Below are 21,521 nucleotides of genomic sequence, written 5' to 3' on the forward strand. Positions count from 1 at the left end.
AGGTAAGGCTGGACGGTGCTGGCGACGGCGAACGGGCGTAAAAAAGTGCTTCATGGTGCTTCCCCTAACGGTCAACGCAGCCTTGAAGAAGGCACAGCCGAACGTGCGCCCCGTGCCGAAGGCACGCGCGAACGTCGTGTTGCACTGCGCAACACGTTTCAGTGTCTGGGAGAGGGCTTCGGGTTCGGGGTCACAACCCCGTTCAGGATGCCGCTGCTCGCTGGTCAGCAAGCAACGACAGGGGAATCTGCGCGTTAGCTTGCTGAGAATGTGCCGGTCTTCAAAACCGGCCGACTACTGTCACTCGAACTGTTACCCACTTAGGATCTGCGCTCTTGATGAAAACGTGGAAAGCTTACTCCCGGCATTTCGCAGAGTAAACCGCAGGAAAGCTTGCGTTTTATGAATCAGATGTATCTTCAGGAAGGGTTCAGTTTGCGCGTACCTACATCTCTGCGTAGTCGTTGACGAGCACCGCGAGGCTACGTCCGATTGCGCAGCGATCGTAAATCTTGAGGCCCATGTCTTACAGAATGACCGCGCTTTCCTGATTTACGACTGCTACGCAGCCGGACGTAGCCTCGCGCTGCTCGTCAACTGCTACAACAGGCAGTTATATCGCCGCCGCCAACACCCGCTCATCCGTCAGGCTGCCCTGCTTGTGATGTTGGTCATGCGCGTACAACGATGCACAAATTTCTTGCGCGCGAATCGGCAATACCGACAACAGAGTGTCACTCAAACCATGGCTGGCCTGACAAAAACCCTGCATGTAGATCCCGGCCTTGCAGCGCTTGTCCGTGACGATCCGGTAGTCACGATCCACCTCAAAATCACCTAGGTATTGCGCCAGCGGCGCCAATAAATGACGGTGCAATTGCCGCTCATAGCCGGTGGCCAGAATCACTGCATCGTAGTGCTGCTCGCTGACGTCACCGCTGGCGCTGTTGCGCATAACCAACTTGACGCCCTGCTCGTCTGAGGTTGCACTTTCAATGCTGGTCAGGCTGCGGAACACATGGCGGGCAATACCGGACACTTTCTGACGATAAAAAATGCCGTAGATGCGCTCGATCAAGTCGATGTCCACCACCGAATAGTTGGTGCTCTGATATTCAGTGATCAACCGCTCGCGCTCGGCAGTGCCCTGCTGGTACACCAGATCGGTGAACTCCGGCGAAAACACTTCGTTGACGAACGGGCTGTCGTCCGCCGGTTTCAACGCCGAACCGCGTAACACCCAATCCACCTGCGCCGACGGGTAGCTGTCGTTCAGGTCGATAAACGCTTCAGCAGCACTCTGCCCGCCCCCAATGATTGCAATGCGCATCGGCTGGCCATTAACGCAGGGCTGGCGGCTCATGCGCTCAAGGTACTGCGAGTGATGAAACACCCGCGCATCGTCTTTCAACGCCTTGAAGGAGGCCGGAATGCGCGGCGTGCCCCCGGCGCTGACAACCACTGAACGCGTCGTGCGCACATGGTGCTGACCCTGGCTATCGCGGGAGATAACCCGCAGCGCCTCAACCTGCTGCTGGTGCAGCACCGGCTCGATGGCCAGCACTTCTTCACCATACCGGCTCTGCGCTTCAAAGTGTGAAGCCACCCAACGCAAGTAGTCGTTGAACTCCATCCGGCAAGGATAGAAGGTCCCAAGGTTGATGAAATCAACCAGGCGGTCGTGGGCTTTAAGGTAATTGACGAACGAATAAGGGCTGGTGGGATTGCGCAGCGTCACCAGATCCTTGAGGAAGGAAATCTGCAACTCACTCTGGGTCACCAACGTATTGCCGTGCCAGCGGTAGTCCGCCTGCTTGTCTAAAAACAGCACATCCAAGGGACCGTGTACCTGCCCGCTCTCTTCCAGGGCGATGGCCAGGGCCAGATTGGAAGGCCCAAAACCGATGCCGATCAGATCATGAACGACGGCCGAAGCGATTGCCTGTGTCATTTCCAGTGTCCTCTGGATTGCCCCTCAACAGAGGGATTAAAAAACCCGTAACCCGACTGTTCTATGGCAGATCAGCAGGTCGTCTGTTGAGTAGGGACGAGGACACGGAAAAAAAATTTAAGACTTGTCCCACTGCCGAATTCGAATCCGGCAATGCTTCATGGCATTTACGATGTGCTTCTCGACCACGCTACGCGACACGCCCAGGCGTTCGGCGATCTCAACGTGGGACAAGCCTTCCAGCTTGCGTAGCAAAAAGCTCTCACGGCACGCCGCCGGCAATTCCGAGAGCGCCTGCTGGATCTGTTGCAGGCGCTGATTCTGGTCCATCAGCAGCTGTGGCGACGGGCTGAAAAAACGCTCTTCGCTGTCCAGCACCTCCAGCGGTTCAGACTGGCGCAAGGCACTGCGACGGTGACCGTCGATCACCAGATTAAGCGCGGTGCGATACAAAAACGCCCGTGGCTGTTCAATCGGCTCATCGCTGGTGCGCTCCAGCACCCGCACATAAGCGTCATGCACCACATCTTCTGCCGCTTGAGCATTGCCCAATCTGGCACTCAAAAAGCTCACCAGTTCGCGATAGTAGTTTTCCAACAGGACTCCCGGCCGCAGCAGCGCGGCAACATTCCATGAGCGCAGAAACAGACCGAATGAGTTAGCGGCATGATGATGGCACTTTTGCGGCCGTAATTTATAGTAATTCTCATATAGATTTAAGGCCTGTTGAAAAAACAGCCTCGAAATATTTAGTCACAGACACAGGATTAAACGCCTAAATATCTAACTTAATCCTTCGTTTACTCAACAGCTCCCCGTGTTTGTCGATTGCTCGACAGCGATTGCCCCGGGCTTTATGTGCCAGTGCAACGAAGACGGGCCGATCCCCATTGGCCGGAACCCTGAATGAAACGCCCTCGACAGACCCGCCGTGCGCTCTTTGTTGCCCTGTTTTTACTGCTGGTTGCCGCATTGGCGGCATGGCCCTTTTTGACCACTGGCCGCGACGCTTATGACACCGTGCCCATCACCCGCGGCGATATTGAAAGCAGCGTGACGGCGCTGGGCACACTGCAACCCCGACAATATGTAGACGTGGGCGCGCAAGCTTCCGGGCAAATCAGGACGATTCACGTTGAGGTCGGTGACGAGGTTAAAGAAGGCCAATTGCTGGTCGAAATTGACCCGTCCACTCAAAAAGCCAAGCTCGACGCCAGCCGCTATGCCGTTGAAAACCTCACGGCCCAGCTCCAGGAACACCGCGCTTTGCACGACCTGGCCAAACAGAAATACCAGCGCCAGCAAAACCTCGCCAAAGGCGGCGCTACCCGCGAAGAAGACATTCAGTCAGCACTGGCTGAAGTCCGAACCACCCAGGCCCGAATTGACATGTTCCAGGCGCAAATCCGCCAAGCCCAGGCCAGCCTGCGCAGCGATGAAGCCGAGCTGGGTTACACGCGCATCTACGCGCCCATGACGGGGACCGTGGTCGCCCTTGATGCGCGCGAAGGCCAGACCCTCAATGCACAACAGCAAACCCCTTTGATCCTGCGCATCGCCAAACTCTCACCGATGACTGTATGGGCCGAAGTCTCTGAGGCCGATATCGGCCACGTCAAAGCGGGCATGCCGGCTTACTTCACCACCTTGAGTGGCGGTAATCGGCGCTGGAACAGCACCGTGCGGCAGATTCTGCCGGTCCCGCCCAAACCGCTGAATGAAGCCAGCCAGGGCGGCGGCAGCCCGGCCAGCTCGGGCAAAAGCGGCAGCGCGCGAGTGGTGCTGTACACCGTGCTGCTGGATGTCGACAACAGCGACCAGGCGTTGATGGCAGAAATGACCACGCAAGTTTTCTTCGTTGCTGATCAAGCCAAAGACGTGTTGCTGGCCCCGATTGTAGCGCTGCAAGGCAGCACCGAGGGCAATCGGCAAAGCGCAAACGTGGTGAGCAAAAACGGCAAGATCGAACACCGCGACATTCGTACCGGCATCAGCGACCGCCTGCGCGTGCAAGTGCTCGAAGGGTTAAACGAGGGCGATCACTTGCTGATCGGCCCGGCCACCGGCAACGGAGGCTAAATGCGCACTCCCCTGATCGAGCTGCAAGACATCCGCAAGGTCTACGGCGGTATCGACACGCCCGAAGTTCACGTGCTCAAAGGCGTCAGCCTGTCGATTCACGCTGGTGAATTCGTCGCCATTGTCGGCGCGTCGGGCTCGGGCAAATCCACCTTGATGAACATCCTTGGCTGCCTCGACCGGCCCACCTCAGGGCGCTACCTGTTTGCCGGCGAAGACGTTGCCCAACTCGCCGGCGATGAGCTCGCCTGGCTGCGCCGCGAGGCGTTCGGCTTTGTGTTTCAGGGCTACCATTTGATCCCCTCGGCCTCGGCCCAGGAAAACGTCGAAATGCCCGCCATTTACGCCGGCACACCAGCGGCCGAGCGGCATGCCCGCGCTGCCGCGCTGCTCGACCGCCTGGGCCTTGGCACACGCACAGGCAACCGTCCGCATCAACTGTCGGGCGGTCAGCAACAACGCGTATCGATTGCCCGCGCGTTGATGAACGGCGGGCACATCATTCTGGCCGACGAACCCACCGGTGCGCTCGACAGCCACAGCGGCGCGGAGGTCATGGCGCTGCTCGATGAGCTGGCCAGCCAGGGCCATGTGGTGATTCTGATTACCCACGACCGCGAGGTCGCAGCGCGTGCCAACCGGATCATTGAAGTGCGCGACGGCGAAATCATCAGCGACTGCGCCAATGGCGCGGCGGCAGCAGCGGCCAGCGAAAACCCCAAGGCACTGCAAGCAATTGACTTGCGCCAGCGCCTGAATGAGGGCAGCGAAGCCCGCGGCGCCTGGAAAGGCGAATTGGTCGACGCCCTTCACGCGGCCTGGCGAGTCATGTGGATCAACCGCTTTCGCACCGCCCTGACCTTGCTCGGCATCGTCATCGGCGTGGCATCGGTGGTGGTGATGCTGGCTGTCGGGGAAGGCAGCAAACGCCAGGTCATGGCCGAAATGGGTGCGTTTGGCTCCAACATCATCTACCTCAGCGGCATGTCACCCCGGCCCCGGGCGCCGCTGGGAATTGTCACGCTCAATGACGTGGCCGCGCTGTCGACCTTGCCTCAAGTAAAGATGATCATGCCCATCAACGGCGCCGAGATCGGCGTGCGCTATGGCAACGTCGACCACACGATGTACACCGGCGGCAACGGCATCGACTTCCCGGCCATTTTCAACTGGCCGGTGGTGCAAGGCAGCTTCTTCAGCCAGGCCGATGAAGACGCGGCAGCCGCCGTGGCGGTGATCGGTAAAAAGGTCCGCGACAAAGTCCTCAAGGACGTGCCCAACCCCATCGGGCAATACATTCTGCTGGAGAACGTGCCGTTTCGCGTGGTCGGAATCCTCGCTGAAAAAGGCGCCAGCTCAGCAGACTCAGACAGTGACTCGCGCATCGTGGTGCCCTACTCCGCCGCCAGCGTGCGTTTGTTCGGTACGCACAATCCTGAATACGTGGTGATTGCCGCCGCCGATGCGAGCAAGGTCAAAAAGACCGAAAAATCCATCGAACAATTGATGCTCAAGCTCCACCACGGCAAGCGCGATTTCGAGATCACCAACAACGCCGCGATGATCCAGGCCGAAGCCAAAACCCGCAACACGCTGTCGTTGATGCTCGGCTCAATTGCCGCCATTTCGCTGTTGGTCGGCGGCATCGGGGTGATGAACATCATGCTGATGACCGTGCGTGAGCGCACCCGTGAGATTGGCATTCGCATGGCCACCGGTGCCCGCCAGCGTGACATTCTGCGCCAGTTCCTGACCGAAGCCCTGATGCTGTCGGTGGTCGGCGGCCTGGCGGGCATCACCCTGGCCTTTATCATCGGCGGGGTTTTACTGCTGTGCGATGTGGCCGTGGCATTTTCAATGGTTGCGGTCTTCGGCGCGTTTGCCTGCGCGCTGGTGACCGGCGTTATTTTCGGTTTTATGCCCGCCCGCAAAGCTGCCCGGCTTGACCCGGTCACGGCCCTTACCAGTGAATGATCGATTGATGAAGCCGTCTTTGAGTCTGTTGACCACGTGCCTGTTGCTGGGCGCGTGCAGCCAAACCCCGCCGCGCGACGCGCACCCGGTGCAACCGCCCCCGGCCTGGCAATCGCCGCACACGCAGGCCAGCCAACTGAGCAGCCAGCAATGGTGGAGTCATTTTCATAGCCCGGCCCTGGACCGTCTGATCGCTCAAGCACGGGTCGGCAGTTACGACCTGGCCGCAGCCATTGCCCGCGTGCAGCAAGCCCGCGCCACAGCCGTTATTGCTGGCGCCCCGCTGCTACCCGAAGTGAAGTTTGCCAGCAGCGCCAACCGTGAAAAACTGCTGCGCGGCAAGGGTTACAGCCAATTGGACGCCACCGACAACAACAAGGCCGTGGACTACTTTGACGCCAACCTGACGGCCAGCTACGAAGTGGACTTTTGGGGCGGCAAAGCCGCGGCCCGTGACAGCGCCTTGCACACGCTCAATGCCAGCCAGTTTGACCAGGCCACCGTCGAGCTGACCTTGCTCAGCGGCGTCGCCAGCAGCTACGTGCAAACCCTGGCCTATGACGAGCAACTGCGCATTGCGCGGCTCAACCTGACCAACGCCCAAAGCGTCTTGCACGTGGTCCAGACCCGCTATGACGCAGGCTCTGCCACGGCCCTTGAGCTGGCTCAGCAAAAAAGCCTGGTGGCCGCTCAACAACGGCAATTGCCACTGATGGCGCAACAGGCCCAGGAAGCCCGTATTACCCTCGCGGTCTTGTTGGGCGAACCCGTGCAACGCCTCACCTTGGGCGACACGGCATTTGCCCAATTGCAGTGGCCAGACATCGGCAGCGGGCTGCCCAGCGCACTGCTGAGCCGACGCCCCGACATTGCAAGCGCCGAGGCCAAACTGGCCGCGGCCTCAGCCGATATCAGCGTAGCGCGTGCGGCCATGCTGCCCAGTCTGACCTTGAGCGCGACATTGGGCTCAGGCGCGGACCGCTTTGGCGACATGTTGCGCAGCCCTTTCTACAACCTGACGGCCGGGTTGGCCGCACCGATCTTCAACAACGGCCGCCTCAGCGCAGAACGCGACAAAACTGTGGCGCGTCAGCAAGAGCTATTGCAAACCTATCGCGGGAGCATCATCAGCGCCTTTGCCGACGTTGAAAAAGCCCTCAACAGCGCCAGCGGCCTGGACCAGCAACGGCAATGGCAAGACGAAGAGCTGCAACAGGCGCAACAGGCCTTCGACATTGCCCAAAGCCGCTACAAAGCCGGCGCCGAAGTCATGCTGACGGTACTCGAAACCCAACGCACGCTGTATCAGGCACAAGACCAGCACGTGCAACTGCGCATGGCCCGCTTGCAAGCCAGCATCGCGTTATACAAAGCGTTGGGCGGGGGCTGGCAGGTGCAATAACAACCAAAAGATCGCGATGTAGGAGCGAGCTTGCCTCGCGATCTTTTGATCTTCCCTGAAGCTCACACGGGTTTAACCACCAAATGCCGCGCATACCACGGCCGACGCGGTACCCGGCGCAGCAAGTCGCCAATTTTCTTGTCATCGCCAAAGGTAATGCGCAGCGCCAGCTTCATGGTTTCCGGGTCCATCTCGACGCTTTTGCCCACACTCAACCCCGGTGTGGTGCTGCAACCGTGGGTGTCCGGGCCTAACCACGGGTCATCGATTTCAACCCAGCGCCCCGGCGCAAACCACGGCACACCATTGACCTCCAGGCGCGTCAACTCGCCGGGATGAAAACGTTCGTGGGCACGAAACCAGTCCTCCAGACGATCATCGATCCAGCCATGAAACCGCCAGAACACCGGGTTGATGTGAGACGAAAACGGGTCGCCCAGAAAATCGTTTTCCGCGACGTACCAGCGTGCCGCGAAGTCTGCCGGATCCCGCGCCAAGGGTACCGGCGCGCCGTTGGACGGGTCACGTGGCACCGACGCCCAGCGCATGTGCAACCAGTCATGCAGGCCCAGCTCTACCTCAGAGCCGAATTGACCCAAGGTCAGCGTCGACAGGTAGCGCGGGTCCCGATAACGCGACTCCCAGACCTCGAAGTTGCTGTGATACGTCTCGGCCTGTTTGATGTCACTCAGCCATTGGGTATAGGTGTCATCGCCCTCTGCCAGCCAGGTCGGCGGCAAGGCGCTGCCATCATGGTTGTCGAAATAACGGGCAAACCCTGCCCGGTCGCGTTCAAGCTCGGGCTGCGGCATCGGGAACGAAGGCCACGACGGCAAGTCCTGCATCGAGCGTGCAGCCATCAGCATGTGCCGGTGCATGAAAAAAAAGTCGACGCCCGACCCGTTACGGTCTTTACGAGGGCCCCGCGCATCGCGCTCCCTGTCACGCTGACCGGGCTGCCAGCCAATACCGCGCAGCGCATTACGCTTGTCCTCGGACAGCTCATGCCAGGTGTCACGCGAGGCATGCCACAGCTGGTGGAACAAGCGGTGCTCAGGCGACACCAGCCACTGCAACAATGTGGGGTTGAGCGGGATACGTTGCCGGGCCTCGGGAAAGGTGCGCTTGAGCGCGACAAAACGGTTGTCTTGCTCGGGCAACGCCAGTGCTCGGTCCAGACGCTGCACGCGACCACTCAGGGTGCCACTGCCAGCGTTGCCAAACATGCCCCAGACTTCATCAAGACTGAAACTGAACTCGTAATCTGGCTGACCGTTGGCGGCGTCGCTGCGGGTCAGGCGCCAGTACATGTGCTTGGGGTCCGGCTCAACCAGATCAGCCAAAATGCGATAGCGCGGCGTTTGCTCGCTGTGCAGCACCTGTGCCGTGTCCAGATAACCGCGCACCCCACGCCCACGCGGCGCAATATCCAGCCACACTTCAAGGTCATCCGCAGGCAAACCGTCCAGCCCGGCATCACGGCCAGTGAAACGGATCGTCCACAATCCACGCAATTGATCGGCGATCTGCTGGCCCGCCGTGTCCGCCAAATCGACAGTTGCTTCACCGGGCGTAATCGGCTCATCGACCCGGGTCAGCTCGCGATGCCCAAAATACACCGCAGGCGCTGCTGCGCCGGTGATCGCCAAGCCAGCGATAAACCATCGTCGAGAAATCGTCATTGCACTACCTGTCCAAGCCTGAATGCAGGCGTTATCCAAGCTAGAACGTTTGCTCAACGATGAAATTTAACCCGCACGGGGATCATTCATTCATGCCTTGCGGTCAAGATTGCTTTGCGTGGGCTATGGTTTTTCCCACCGCTCAAGCCGTAGATACTCACCCCATTCTTACGACCACCCAGGAGTTATCCATGACAGTCCCAGCATTCGGCCTCGGCACCTTCCGCCTCAAAGGCCAGGTGGTTATTGATTCGGTTACCAACGCCCTTGAACTGGGCTACCGGGCAATCGACACGGCGCAAATTTATGAGAACGAAGCCGACGTCGGCCAGGCCATTGCCAGCAGCGGCGTTGCGCGTGATGAGCTGTATATCACCAGCAAAATCTGGGTCAGCAACTTCGCTAAAGACAAGCTGATTCCAAGCCTCGAAGAAAGCCTGAAAAAACTGCGCACCGACCACCTGGACCTGACCCTGATTCACTGGCCTTCACCCAAACATGAAGTGCCGGTCGCAGAATTTATGGGGGCACTGTTAGATGCCAAGAAACAGGGCCTGACCAAGGCCATTGGCGTGTCCAATTTCACCATCGCGCTGATGAAAGAAGCGATTGCCGCGGTGGGTGCCGAGAACATCGCCACCAATCAGATCGAACTGCATCCCTACTTGCAGAACCGCAAAGTGGTGGAGTTCGCACAAAGCCACGGGATCCATATCACCTCATACATGACCCTGGCCTACGGCGAAGTGCTGAAAGATCCGGTGATTGTCGACATTGCCACACGCCACAACGCCACCCCGGCACAAGTGACCCTGGCATGGGCGATGCAACTGGGTTATTCGGTAATCCCGTCGTCAACCAAGCGCGCCAACCTTGAGAGCAACCTCAAGGCACAATCGCTCAAGCTGACCGCAGAAGACATGGCGCAGATTGCCCAGCTGGATCGCGGGCATCGCCTGACCAATCCGCAAAGCGTGGCGCCTGAGTGGGATTAAACGCTAAACACCTGTAGCCGCTGCCACAGGCTGCGGCTACCGGATCAATGCACACCAAAGCGCTGCAATTGCATTTCTTGCAAGCGGCTCAAGGTCCGGCGGAAAGCGAACTCCAGGTAGCCTTGGGTATACAACTGGTCCATCGGCACCTGCGCCTCAATACACAGCGGTACTTTGCGGTCGTAGCATTCGTCGACCAGCGCAATAAATCGCCGCACGCTGTCGTCATAGATCGACAACTGCGGCAGATCGCGATCACCCGCCTCGACCTTCACCGGTCCATCTTCCGTACCACGGGCGATCTTGCCCTCGCGTTGCTCGGCACTCAGGCAAGGCACGTCGCTGAGCAAAATCACCGTGTATTGATCACAGATCTGCATAAATTCCGTGGCCGCCAACGGCTGCTCACACAACTCATGAAAGCTGCACCACAACACTCCCGCACCGGCCCGCACAACGTTCAGTGAGCGATGGCCTACAGCAATCGGAGCATCCGAAGTTTCCTGCCCTTTTGTCAGTTCCGTGAACACCTGCCCAATCACACTCGACTGATCTGCTGCTTTCACCCAATAACGTTGTTGCGCAATGCCGGGGTGCAGACGATGGTCTTCAGCGCCGTCCACCGAGACAACATCCATGTGCTTGAGAATGGCGGTGATCGCGGGGGCAAAACGCTCTTTGTTGTGGCCGTGGCTGTACAACTGCTCCGGTGGCAAGTTCGAGGTGCACACCAGCACCACGCCCTCGTCAAACATCACTTGAAACAGCCGCCCGAGAATGATCGCGTCACCAATGTCATTGACGAACAACTCGTCAAAACACAGCACTTTCAGTTCCTTGCCCAAGTCCTTGGCGATGATCTTGAGCGGGTCGGCGACGCCTGTCAGCTGAAACAGCCGTTGATGCACCCACTGCATAAAGTGATGGAAATGCTGACGCCGCGCCGGGACGCGCAAGCTTTGGTAAAACTGATCCATCAGCCAGGTCTTGCCTCGCCCGACCGGCCCCCACAGGTACACGCCTTTGACCGAACGAGCCCCTGAGTGCAAAGCCTCGTGACAGCGCTGCAACACCTGCACCGCCTGCCATTGCGCAGGATCCTGGACAAAACCTTGCTGTTCAACGGCCCGTTGCCAGGCACTGAGGGGGGACTCGACATTCATTGTTGGGTTTGGCTCCTGAATCAGACGCGGCAGTATGCCAGCGGTTTTTGTCCGACAGGCACTTAAACGATTAATTGCTGAACCAACCCTGCGTAGGAGCGAGCTTGCCTCGCGATCTTTTAATCGTTGAAAAGATCGCGAGGCAAGCTCGCTCCTACAAGATTGTTACCGATCCTGCATAAGTGCATGGCAGCATTCGGTCTTTAACCTGCCCGGCAAAACCTTATGATTGAACCACCCCCTAGAAACAACATTGAAACAGGGCACGGTACTTCGTGGCAGACACACACTCAGTGGTCTGGCAACTTCTACCGCCATCCGGCACTTGAAGTCAGTTAGTCGTGATTGTTTTAAGGTCTTATTGAAAATGAAACGTTTGATTGCACTTGCTCTGATGGGTCTGTCTACTTTGGCGATGGCCGACGACCTTAAAGTTGCACAATCCCAACCTGCCGTTGAGCAATACACCTACGCCACCAACCTGGACATTGCCAAAGTCATTAATGTGTCGCCTGTCGCCGATGTGTGTGGAGTGGTTCCGGCAAAAATGACGTACGAAGACCATCAAGGTCAGCGTCACATCATCGAATACCGCGTCATGGGTAACGGTTGCACAAACGGCTAACACCCGCAGCAACCCAAGCCTCAGATCAGCCCCCGTTTGACGGGGGCTTTTTTATGGGTGGGCTCGCTGCGATACGCCTCAGCAAACACCTCAGTAATAGGCTTACGCGGTGATCGTTTGACCAGCGCTTTGACCTTGGCGCTCAATCGGAGCAACTCGGCACTAGGCTTGGCCCATTGCTCGGGCGGCAACGGCTCGGACCACTCGCGCATCGCCTCGGGCAGCGCTTTGCGGCCGACCTTGGCGATGCGTTTTATCTCCCACTCAACCAAATGGTTGGGCAGGGTCCATAACGTCATGACGTGGTAGACGTACCAAAAAAAGCCGTAGACCCACCCCACTTCTTTCTCGCGGATACGCCGATGCAAACTGGCGCGAGCATTGCGAAACGTGTGCAGACCTTCATGGGGCGGGTCGCCGGGAGCCTGAAGTTCAAGCGGATCCTGGATGGCGTGCAGGTCGTTGAGTTCGTACTCCATATAACCCCGCACGGCCTCCCAATTGGCAATCGCCAGTTGCAGAGCGCCGCACTGAAATTCGACACTGACCAACTCGCCTTCATGCATAAAGCCCATGCCCATTCCGTAATGGCGGGTGATGCCGTATTGAGTTGCGCTTTGGCCTTGAACGACCCAGGCAGACAGGGATTCCCAAGGGACGAACAAGGGTTCTGTGGCACCGTCGGGCATAAAGCAGACTTCACGGCGTTGACGGTTGAAGCGGGTGGGGATGACGTTGGTGAAGAGTTTGTGGTGGTGGAGCCAGATGCAAAAAGCCATGACTAAAAAAAATCCTCCTCCGAAGAGGCCCCACTTCCAGAACACTGCAAAGGTTCCTTGAATTGAATCTAAAATATCCTCACAACCCATTCCTAAAGACGCTGCTAATAATCCAGTTAAAAGTGGAAATACAAAAGAGACTAAGCATGCACAGCTAAATGGCCCACCCAAATTTACTTGGTACGAGAAAACATTCGGCTCCCCCCCACCAAAGTCCAAATAAATATCGTTGTAATCGCTGATATAGGGGCAGCAGGGTTCTGCCGCTGTCGGCAGCGGTAAAGGGGCCAAATAGGTTTGTCGCCCAGCAAGACAAAGCTCTATGTCACCCGCTTTTTTTGGGTCTTCTTCAACTGATTGTTGAGGTGATGTCGATATGGAGGAGGTCATTGCAAAGGCTCCAATGCCATGACTTCAACTCCCAACAAAGGCATTTCTACGCTTGAATCGAAATGCCGCTTTGCCGAAATAAAGCGCCCACCGTCGACAGGATTGAAACGAATACGGTAATTACGCCGAACCCATTGCCCTTCGTCATTTAACGACTGAAGCTCAAGTTCAACCAATAACTCCTCGGAAATATTGCCGATAGCACGCTCAGGGTTGCGTGGATAAGTCAGTTTGATCAATAAGGGGGCTGGCCCGCTCTGTTCTTTTTCGGGCTTGCTCACCATTCGATACAACCCTGCCTGCACCTGCTCGGTTACAACCTCACGCTGCTCCACGGGAACGCCTCGATCCCCCCGAAGAAACGTTGTAATTCGTTGTGCGCCGATCTTAAGGCCATGACTGGCCTCTCCGTCCAGCCTGTCTTGATAGTCGGCCAGGGTCATACCCGGCAGGATCACAAAAATCTCACCCGGCTTGGCACCGGCCAGCATGCTTTGCCAAAACGGCTCATCGTCTGAACGTTTGACTTCTACAAAGGGCGCCTGCTGCAGCAACGTCAAGTAATGCTGGAACTCTTGAAGGTTGAGATCTTTACGTTTATCAACATCCAGCCCCCACGGGGTACTTTGCAGCCACTGATCATGGCCACTGGTGTTGTAGCGGTTGTATAGCCAGGTGCCTGCTAATTCCAATATCGTGAAAAACCCACCGACCCAACTTGAACGAACAAAGACGCTACCTAGACGAATTCCCGAAGCCATCCACGCAGCCTTACGGGCCTCTCCTCTGGCCGCCATCAGCACTTGAAAACCTGCCTTTACGGTATTTCCCAAACCATAAGCATTTGTAAGAACTAAACCACCAGAAGCGACCATCGTGATCATGGCTCCACTTTGCGCACCACGATTACCACTGCGTACGGCTTTTACCCATTGGTCTTGATAAACATTGAAACTGGCCGCAGCAGCAAGCAAACCGAGAACATACGTAAAAATTCCCAACCCAACATGTAACTTGCCCATTGTGACTTGCAGTCGACTTAGAGAGTTTGTAACCAGTCCCTCACCAAGCTTTTTTGCCTGAGCACCTAAAGCGGTATCGAATACCCCTTGCGCTGCTGCGAACCCGGCAGCACCCGTTGCAAATACAGCTCCAGCAAAAGGCATCCAAACCCTCTTATCACTCGAAACAGCTAGTGTCTCTCTGAACACCTGCACCAAATTCACCGCCTGTGCCACAAACAGCAACAACGCCGCGCCATCCCCCAGCACATTCATCACCGGCGCGCTATGGACACCTTTACGAAAGTTATCCATCAGCCCGGCCACTTGCCGTTTGCCTTCATTTGGGAAGATGACCGTCAGCCCTGCTTTGCCCTGCGTCGAACCGAAAATCCGTGCATGTTCATCCGGCAATTCCGGGATGGGGCTCAGGCTGGCTGCCAGCCGTCTTTGCTCCAGATCCAGCCGTTGGCTGTCGTATTGAATTTTCTCCAGCAGTTCCCGAGAGGTCTGAGATTTGTGCCCGTATTGACGATTGGACTTGGCCCGCTTCTGTTTAAGCAGGGCTATTTCCTGGCGCAGTTTGAAGGTTTCACGCAGCGTTTCGCGTAACGCGGCCTGTTCTTGCGGGGTCGAAAAATGAAATGACACGCCTTCGGTTTTGGCCGCCTGCACTATCCGCGATTTGAGGGCGATAGGCAGTTTGCGCAGCAGTTCTTCAACGTCGGGCATGGCGTTGTTTTTGAAGAATTCGTCAAAGTTGACCAGCACGTTTTCCAACCCGCGATTAAGCGCCGGGGTCAAAGTGTTGAGGGCGGCATTGGCCACTGAGCGGGTGCTGTCGGGGAGATCGTCCAGCGCCGGTAAGCGGTTCTGTTCAAGGGTGCGCAGGCGGGCCAGGAGTTCAGGGCTGTTGTTGAACAAGACCATGCCCGCGGCCAGCAAAAATGCGTAGTGCACCCACAACGAGGTTTGGTCGCTGTAGGGCAAGGTGTAATACAGCGGGCGGCTGAATTGCGGGTTGCGCTCGCTATACGCCAGCAGTTGTTCACAAGCGTCGTCGCTGCGGCAAATGTCTTTGAGGCAGGCATATTCAGTGGCAAACGCGTGCCCGGCGTGGCCGATGTCCATCGGGTCGAAGTACCAGCCCGCTGTATGAAACGCGCCCGAGCACATCAGTTTGACCCGGTCGGCAGTGATGGCATCGAGCAGGTGGTTCCAGCGCGCTAGCCCGGCTCGATGGGCGAGTAATTCTCGGTCCATTGCTTCGCGGTCGATCAGTTCATTGACGCCGCGCTGGCCCAGCTTGGTCCCATACAAAACTCCAGTGATCTGCTGGCTCTGTTGCTTACCCAGAGCAATCAACGCTTCGAAGTGTTCATCGACAAATGCCGGTGTCGCTACGCGAAAGTGTTCACGAGTGAAGAAACGACGATCAACGTCTTCAAGTACATTCAGAGCATCAGCGCTGTTGCTCATGCCACGTGAATAGTCAATGTTCTCGGCCAGCGCCTGCGCCCGTTGACGCAACACCTCCAACTCCGCCGGCACCGGGCTACCCGCGGGCGGGGTCATCAAGCCACCTCTTTCGAGGTACTCAATAATCACGGCATCGGTCACCCCGCGCTGCGGTTCAGCCATGCCCTGCAAATCATCCAGCAGTGCTTTGTGCGCCGGGTCCGTGCTTTCACCGATCAGCGTTTTGACATCCAGCGCATTGAGTTGGCTGAGAGATTCGATGTAGCACGCCAGTACATAGTCGCGTTCGTTGTTGCCCTGCTTCGCCCCGCCATTGCTCCAGTCGTCGATCCAGCCAACCACATGGTCCTGATAATTGGCCAGGTCGCGCATAACGCCCAAGGTGTCTTCCAGCACCAGATACAGCGTGTCGTGCCGGTACAGTGGATGAATGCAGCCGGTGAGGCGGTTCATGGAGGTTTGAGCGAAACGCGCGGGGGTTTCCCACAAATAAGGCAAACGCTCGTGCTCGGGCAGTTCGGCGTCCAACCGTTGTTGGGTGCTGCTGGTATGCCCGGCCAGCGTGGTAGCAGGGTTCTGTTGTTCTGCCTCGATTCGTTCGGTGGCGACTTCGGCTAGCCAATGCTCGGTCATGTCCGGGGTCAGCAGGTGGGGCCCGCCGGTGTCGCACTTGGCCTTGCTCAAGTCGACCGCTTGCATGAAGTGATTACGCTCGGACGTTGAACTCAGCACCTGCTGGCACTTTTTCGCGGTCCACGGGACTTCAGAATAAGTGACGTACAGCGTGCTGGTTTTGGCGTAAATCAGCCTCGGTTCATGGATCGGTGCTTCACGGTCGTCGTCGAACACCGCCTGACCTTGCCACAGCATGGCGCTGACCAGACCGTCTTCAATACGGTACTCGGACAAGGTGCCGCTGCTGCCCTCAATCACGTACAACCAGCCATCGCGCAACAGCCGGATGCCCAGCGGCCGGGCGCCGAGACTGTAGGGCATGGCAACCTCGCTTGCGGGATCGAGTGCCGGATTGTCGACGATGCCATAGCGCAGCGGGATCAACTGCACGGTGGTTTTCATCAGCGGGCAGGTGCCCATACTGTTTCGCGCATCATCGCGGGAGAGGTTGACGTTATTGGGGTTTTTGGGCCAGAAGGGCTTTGACATCATGGAGCCTCCGGCGAACGCAACGCTCGCCTACTAGATCCATACGAGATATCAAGCACCGTGCCAGAAACAAAACACTCCATATAAAACAGACGTTTGGCGCTAACCATCGGCCAAAACCACCACCAAAAGTGGCGCAAACAGGTTAAAAGTGCGCAAAAAGCTGCTCAGTACTGTGCAAGAAGTTGCGCAGTTCGCTACAGCCCTTTATTCACGGGGCTTACAGCACGTTAAACCATGTAAAAACAGCATTTAACTGCGCAAGTTTTTGCGCACTCGTAAAGCGCAGGTGTGTATTCATAGTTAATCTCGATACAAATTAATGGCAAGGAGCCATTTACATGCACGCCCCGCCCACCTTGCAAACCCAGCGGTTGATCCTGCAGCCCTTGAGCCTGGCGGATGCTGATGCCATCCAGCAACGCTTCCCGCACTGGGAAGTGGTGCGCTACCTGAACGATATCGTGCCGTGGCCGTACCCGGATGACGGCGCCCTCAGTTACCTGCGTGACGTCGCTCTGCCAGCCATGGCCCGCGGCGAAGAATGGCACTGGACACTGCGTTTGCGCACCCAGCCAGAAGAGGTCATTGGCAGTGTCAGCTTGATGGATCACGTCGATAACCACCGGGGGTTCTGGTTGTCACCGCCCTGGCAAGGTCAAGGGCTGATGAGCGAAGCCTGCACTGTGGTGGACGCTTACTGGTTTGAGACGCTGGGCCGCGAAGTGATGCGCGTGCCCAAGGCCGCTCCCAACGCAGGATCTCGGCGTATCTCGGAGCGTGGCGCAATGCGTCTGGTGAGGAGTCAGGAAGGCAGCTTTGTCGGTGGCAAATTTGCGTGCGACTTATGGGAAATCACTCGCGAACAATGGCTCGCACACAGAGCCAGGCGCTAAAAACAAAGCCCGATCCGCACAGGCAGGATCGGGCTGCAAACACTCAGTGAGTGCCTGGACTGAAATCGGCGAGAATCAGTCTTTCTTCTCGGAGATCACTTTGCCTGTCGAGTCGAAAATGATTTCGTACTGAACACCATCAGCCGCTTTGATGCCTTCAGCTTTCCAGAGGCCATTGGCAGGGTTTTCCGCTTCAATTTTCTTGATCACGGTGTAACCGTTTTTGTTCTTGAGCACTTCAACGAGCTCTTTGGAGAACGCCCAGTTCGGATCCAGATTCGGCTGCGCCATCGCAACGCTGGAGCCCAGCAAAACAGCAGTGGTGAGCACAGCAGCAAAAGTTTTCTTCAACATGTTCTTAACTCCATTAATTGAGGTTGCGTCTGGTACCAAGTTGCCGAAGTAACCGTAGCAGAGAAAAAACCTGGCATCGCAATAAATGACATCCTTTTGACATGGCTCATGTTTTCGTTAGCACAAGCGCAGGGTTAGAATGCACCTCACCAAGGAGCGCACATGAGCGAAACACGCCTCACAGAAGCCGAATACGATGCCATCACAGAGGCTGCGGCTCAGTGGTGCATGCGCTTGCACGAGCCTGACTGTACTGACCAGGAACGCGCCGCTTTTTCTGTGTGGTTAAACGCTGATCCGCTGCACGCCTTTGAATATGAAGCAATGCTCGACATCTGGGACACCAGCGAGCATTTGCCACGGCCACAACCCGCTGTCGCACAGGTCGTGCCCCTGCCCCGCAAGGTACAGCGCCGTCCTTGGCAGCGTGTGGCCATAGCGGCCGCCATTGCTCTTGTCGCGGCGCCTGTGGCGGCCTACAGCGGCTGGCAACTCGGCGTCATCCCCAGCGCGTACAAACGCCTTGAGGCAGGCAGCAGCGTGGTCAACGCGACGTTGCCCGATGGCAGCCAGGTCGAACTGAACCTGGGCAGCCAACTGACCTACCTCAATTACAAAGATCAGCGCCAGGTCACCCTGAACAAGGGCGAGGCGTTTTTCAAAGTGAGCCACGATGTGACGCACCCGTTTGTCGTTCAGGCGGCTGACGGGCGTATCCGGGTCACCGGCACCCAGTTCAATGTGTGGATGTACGAAGATCAGGTGCGGGTCACGCTGCTGGAAGGGTCAGTACTGGTCACCAGCAACAAGAACCTGAGTGGCGACGGCTTGCGCCTGGAACCCGGCATGCAGGCCAGCTACAAAGGCGGCGACTACGCGCCGCAAATCAGCCAGACCTATGCCAACGCCCCCGACTTGGCCTGGCGTAATGGCAAGCTGATTCTCGACAACCTGACCCTGGCCGACGCCTTGCCCATGATCAACCGCTACCTGAGCACGCCGCTGTCACTGGCCGACACCGCCACTGGCCAGCTGCGGATTGGCGGGGTCTTCAACACTAAAGAGATCCCGAACCTGGTGGCGTCCTTGCCCAAGGTGTTGCCGGTGTATGTGCGCGTCGATCAAAACGGCCAGCCGGTGATCAACGCCCTGCCTCGCGGCTAGAGCGCTGCAAAATTACAAATGGCCCCGAAGCGTGGTCAGCTCATACTGTGGATCGGCCTTGATCTGCGCCTCGGTGAATGGCAAGCGCGGCCACTGCTTGTTTGAGAACGCCTCAGTTTGATCCCGTGAATGCTTTGAAGCCGGGTCGCTGGCGATCGAAAAAGCCAGCAAGCCCTGCGCCTGTGGGCCGTGCTCGTCGAAAGTCACGGTCTGCAAATAGCTGGTGCCGCTGACCACCTCACGTTTGCCACCCTCGACCGGAACACTTTGCATGGCGTTGTACACCCCCAGCGTGGCCGGGCCGCCGTGGATCGGAGTTCGCTGACCTGCACTGTTGACCCCCTGGATATCACCCCAGGTCATCTCCGGCGTTAAGCCTTGCTCTGCCACGGTTGCTGCTGACGCCAGCAGCGCGTGCTGCACGGCTTCGACCACGGCCGGTTGCTCCAGGTCCAGACCACGCGGGGTGTGCTGCGGGTCTGCCGGATTGAAGGGCACCCGCCACACCTCCGGGACATCAAGCAGTTGAGCCATGATGTTCTGAAAGTGCACCAGCCCCATCCCGCTGTTGAGATTCGCCTGTTGATCCCACGCCTTGAGGCTGGCACACACAGGGCCTTGCAGGGCTTCACACACGGTCAGCAGGTCGGGCATGACTTGCCCCGCCAGGTACACCCGGTCGTCCATCACCATGCCTTGCAAATCTGCGACGCTGACACGCCCCGGCTGACTCAAGCGTTGCAGGGCAAAACGCGCACGCGGCCCCAGCGGTTGGCCGTCCTGGCTGATAAGCGGTGAAAACCCGCTCAGCGGCGCGTTGGGGTTGGCCATCCAGGCCGAGTCGTTGGAGTGCTGCACATAATCGTTACGGCGCAATTGCGGCAACTGGCTGGCCGGGTAAATACCCGGCTGCGCCGCGCTCGGGTCAATCGTCCAGTCGCAGGCACTGCGGCTGCCATCGAGCAAAATCATTTCAAGGCCCGCACGCGGGTCACTGCACGCCGCCAGCTTGGCCTTGTCCACGTAGGGCACCACCGACACGTTCATGTACAACGCCTGCCCTTGATCATCTACCGCCAGGGTGTTGACCCACGGAATCCCTTGCAGGGTATTTACCGATGCCTGCAGGGCATCGAGGTTGCGCGCCTGATTCATCGCGTACCACTGCTGCAAGACACGGTCATTGTTCAGGTTGGCATCACGCAGGCTGAACGCCACGTGATTATCCCAATCGAGCTTGCCCGGCCATTGCACCACCGGTCCGAATACCGAGCTGTAGAAGGTGCGCGACACCGGCACCAGGCTGCCATCGGCCTGCTTGACATTGACCGTCAGGGTTTGTTTGTCCAGCGCTCGCGACTGGCCGTCGAGCAGATAGCGTGTCGGGTCTTTGGGGTCGAGTTCAAGTCGATACAGGGTGAAGTGCCTGGACGTATCCACCGTATGGGTCCAGGCCACGTTCGCATTGAAGCCGATGTTGATCATCGGCAAGCCCGGGAGAGCCGCACCCATCACATCCAGCTTGCCGGGGATGGTCAATTGCATCTGGTAAAAACGCATGCCGCCCACCCACGGGAAATGCGGGTTAGCGAGCAATATTGCATGGCCGGTTTGCGAGCGTTCGCTGCCAATGGCAACCGCATTGCTGCCGTGATCCAGGGCAAAACGCTGCATCCGCTCGCTCGCCACGGTAAAGCGCTCAGCCCCCGGATTGTGAGTTGCAGCGTGTGATGCTGTGAGCGGTGGCGCAGCGGCCACCAACGCTTCCCCGAACTGGCCGGCACCGCCTTCGACCAGCAAGCGACGGGTCAACTTGACCACATCAGCCGTGGTGATCGGCCGCACCGACGGGTTATCACATTGCTCAGGCAGGCCTTTGCGTTCGCCGAGCTGACGGTTGTAACCGGCCACATAGCCTTCGATCAGGTCACGCACTTCAGGCGTTTGCGCTTGCCAGAAAGCAGCCACGGCCTGCGGGGTATTGAGCCAGGTAAAAAACAGGTCGCTGGAGAGGTTATCGCGCTCTTCGAGGGTCATCTGCTCTGGGCCAAAGTACCTCGAACGCTCGCCGTTGACGGTAACCACTTCATTGGCCAGCAGGCACAGGTTGTCCTGAGCGTAGGCATAGCCGATGCCATAGCCCAACCCGCGCTCATCGGCCGCGCGAATATGCGGCACCCCAAACGTGGTACGACGAATCTCGGCACTCACCTCGCTGGCAGGTGTCTGAGCCCATACGGACACACTCAGGCTCAGGCATAACGCAGCACAACACGACTTGCTCAGCGGCTTGGAAATACTCACGCGGACTCCTGCTCGATCAGTACAAAAGGCCCGGCTGCATCATCGATTGAAAACCGCGGGCCGGGAACAGCCTGTACAAGAAACGAAGCAGGTTAAAAAAAATTAATAATCGCCTAAAA

Annotated in this window: 15 protein-coding genes; 7 read left to right on the forward strand and 8 right to left on the reverse strand. The window is 57.9% G+C overall.

The window, feature by feature from the left end; genetic code table 11:
- Window positions 1–613 precede the first annotated feature (613 nt).
- Window positions 614–1,951 carry a lysine N(6)-hydroxylase/L-ornithine N(5)-oxygenase family protein gene (locus ACJJU9_RS16860; RefSeq protein ID WP_407729040.1) on the reverse strand — a complete coding sequence of 446 codons (1,338 nt, stop codon included), beginning with the start codon at window positions 1,949–1,951 and terminating at the stop codon, window positions 614–616.
- Window positions 1,952–2,068: 117 nt separating this feature from the next.
- Window positions 2,069–2,548: a sigma-70 family RNA polymerase sigma factor gene (locus tag ACJJU9_RS16865; protein ID WP_048373154.1), complete on the reverse strand. Its 480-nt coding sequence runs from the start codon at window positions 2,546–2,548 to the stop codon at window positions 2,069–2,071.
- Window positions 2,549–2,857: 309 nt separating this feature from the next.
- Between ACJJU9_RS16865 and ACJJU9_RS16870 the strand changes: the two genes are divergently transcribed.
- Genes ACJJU9_RS16870 through ACJJU9_RS16880 form a run of 3 tightly spaced genes read left to right on the forward strand, consistent with a single transcriptional unit; the run spans window position 2,858 to window position 7,406 of the window.
- Window positions 2,858–4,030 (forward strand): efflux RND transporter periplasmic adaptor subunit, encoded by a 1,173-nt coding sequence (locus tag ACJJU9_RS16870; protein WP_407729041.1) that lies wholly within the window; start codon window positions 2,858–2,860, stop codon window positions 4,028–4,030.
- Complete coding sequence (locus ACJJU9_RS16875) at window positions 4,031–6,004, forward strand: MacB family efflux pump subunit (RefSeq protein ID WP_407729042.1); 1,974 nt, start codon at window positions 4,031–4,033, stop codon at window positions 6,002–6,004. It begins immediately after the preceding gene.
- Between the two features lie 7 nt (window positions 6,005–6,011).
- Complete coding sequence (locus ACJJU9_RS16880; protein WP_407729043.1) at window positions 6,012–7,406, forward strand: efflux transporter outer membrane subunit; 1,395 nt, start codon at window positions 6,012–6,014, stop codon at window positions 7,404–7,406.
- Between the two features lie 62 nt (window positions 7,407–7,468).
- On the opposite strand, the gene ACJJU9_RS16885 is transcribed toward ACJJU9_RS16880, so the two are convergent.
- Complete coding sequence (locus ACJJU9_RS16885) at window positions 7,469–9,088, reverse strand: PvdJ/PvdD/PvdP-like protein (protein ID WP_407729044.1); 1,620 nt, start codon at window positions 9,086–9,088, stop codon at window positions 7,469–7,471.
- A 191-nt stretch (window positions 9,089–9,279) separates the two neighbouring features.
- Between ACJJU9_RS16885 and dkgB the strand changes: the two genes are divergently transcribed.
- Window positions 9,280–10,083, forward strand: a complete 804-nt coding sequence (gene dkgB / locus ACJJU9_RS16890; protein ID WP_407729045.1) for a 2,5-didehydrogluconate reductase DkgB — start codon at window positions 9,280–9,282, stop codon at window positions 10,081–10,083.
- Window positions 10,084–10,127: 44 nt separating this feature from the next.
- On the opposite strand, the gene zapE is transcribed toward dkgB, so the two are convergent.
- A complete protein-coding gene (gene zapE / locus ACJJU9_RS16895; RefSeq protein ID WP_407729046.1) occupies window positions 10,128–11,246 on the reverse strand; it encodes a cell division protein ZapE in 1,119 nt (372 codons plus the stop codon).
- A 367-nt stretch (window positions 11,247–11,613) separates the two neighbouring features.
- On the opposite strand from zapE, the gene ACJJU9_RS16900 reads away from it, so the two are divergent.
- Complete coding sequence (locus ACJJU9_RS16900; protein WP_153374235.1) at window positions 11,614–11,871, forward strand: DUF2790 domain-containing protein; 258 nt, start codon at window positions 11,614–11,616, stop codon at window positions 11,869–11,871.
- A gap of 20 nt (window positions 11,872–11,891) precedes the next feature.
- Here the strand turns inward: ACJJU9_RS16900 and ACJJU9_RS16905 are convergent, their stop codons facing one another.
- Together ACJJU9_RS16905 and ACJJU9_RS16910 are read right to left on the reverse strand one after the other, a co-directional pair.
- The gene (locus ACJJU9_RS16905) at window positions 11,892–12,650 is read right to left on the reverse strand and encodes a hypothetical protein (RefSeq protein WP_407729047.1); all 759 of its coding nucleotides are present in this window, start codon (window positions 12,648–12,650) and stop codon (window positions 11,892–11,894) included.
- 386 nt (window positions 12,651–13,036) lie between these two features.
- Window positions 13,037–16,687 (reverse strand): toxin VasX, encoded by a 3,651-nt coding sequence (locus tag ACJJU9_RS16910; RefSeq protein WP_407729048.1) that lies wholly within the window; start codon window positions 16,685–16,687, stop codon window positions 13,037–13,039.
- Between the two features lie 338 nt (window positions 16,688–17,025).
- Here ACJJU9_RS16910 and ACJJU9_RS16915 point away from each other — a divergent pair, with 338 nt between their 5' ends.
- On the forward strand, window positions 17,026–17,580 hold the full coding sequence (locus ACJJU9_RS16915; RefSeq protein ID WP_407729049.1) for a GNAT family N-acetyltransferase; N-acetyltransferase: 555 nt from the start codon (window positions 17,026–17,028) through the stop codon (window positions 17,578–17,580).
- Between the two features lie 75 nt (window positions 17,581–17,655).
- Here ACJJU9_RS16915 and ACJJU9_RS16920 read toward each other — a convergent pair whose 3' ends face one another.
- The gene (locus ACJJU9_RS16920) at window positions 17,656–17,934 is read right to left on the reverse strand and encodes a PepSY domain-containing protein (RefSeq protein WP_048373129.1); all 279 of its coding nucleotides are present in this window, start codon (window positions 17,932–17,934) and stop codon (window positions 17,656–17,658) included.
- A gap of 162 nt (window positions 17,935–18,096) precedes the next feature.
- Between ACJJU9_RS16920 and ACJJU9_RS16925 the strand changes: the two genes are divergently transcribed.
- Window positions 18,097–19,098 (forward strand): FecR family protein, encoded by a 1,002-nt coding sequence (locus ACJJU9_RS16925; protein WP_407729050.1) that lies wholly within the window; start codon window positions 18,097–18,099, stop codon window positions 19,096–19,098.
- Between the two features lie 12 nt (window positions 19,099–19,110).
- On the opposite strand, the gene ACJJU9_RS16930 is transcribed toward ACJJU9_RS16925, so the two are convergent.
- Window positions 19,111–21,402, reverse strand: a complete 2,292-nt coding sequence (locus ACJJU9_RS16930) for an acylase (RefSeq protein ID WP_407729051.1) — start codon at window positions 21,400–21,402, stop codon at window positions 19,111–19,113.
- Between the last annotated feature and the right edge of the window lie 119 nt (window positions 21,403–21,521).

The organism is Pseudomonas helleri, assembly GCF_045830615.1.
Classification (GTDB): Bacteria; Pseudomonadota; Gammaproteobacteria; order Pseudomonadales; family Pseudomonadaceae; genus Aquipseudomonas; species Aquipseudomonas helleri.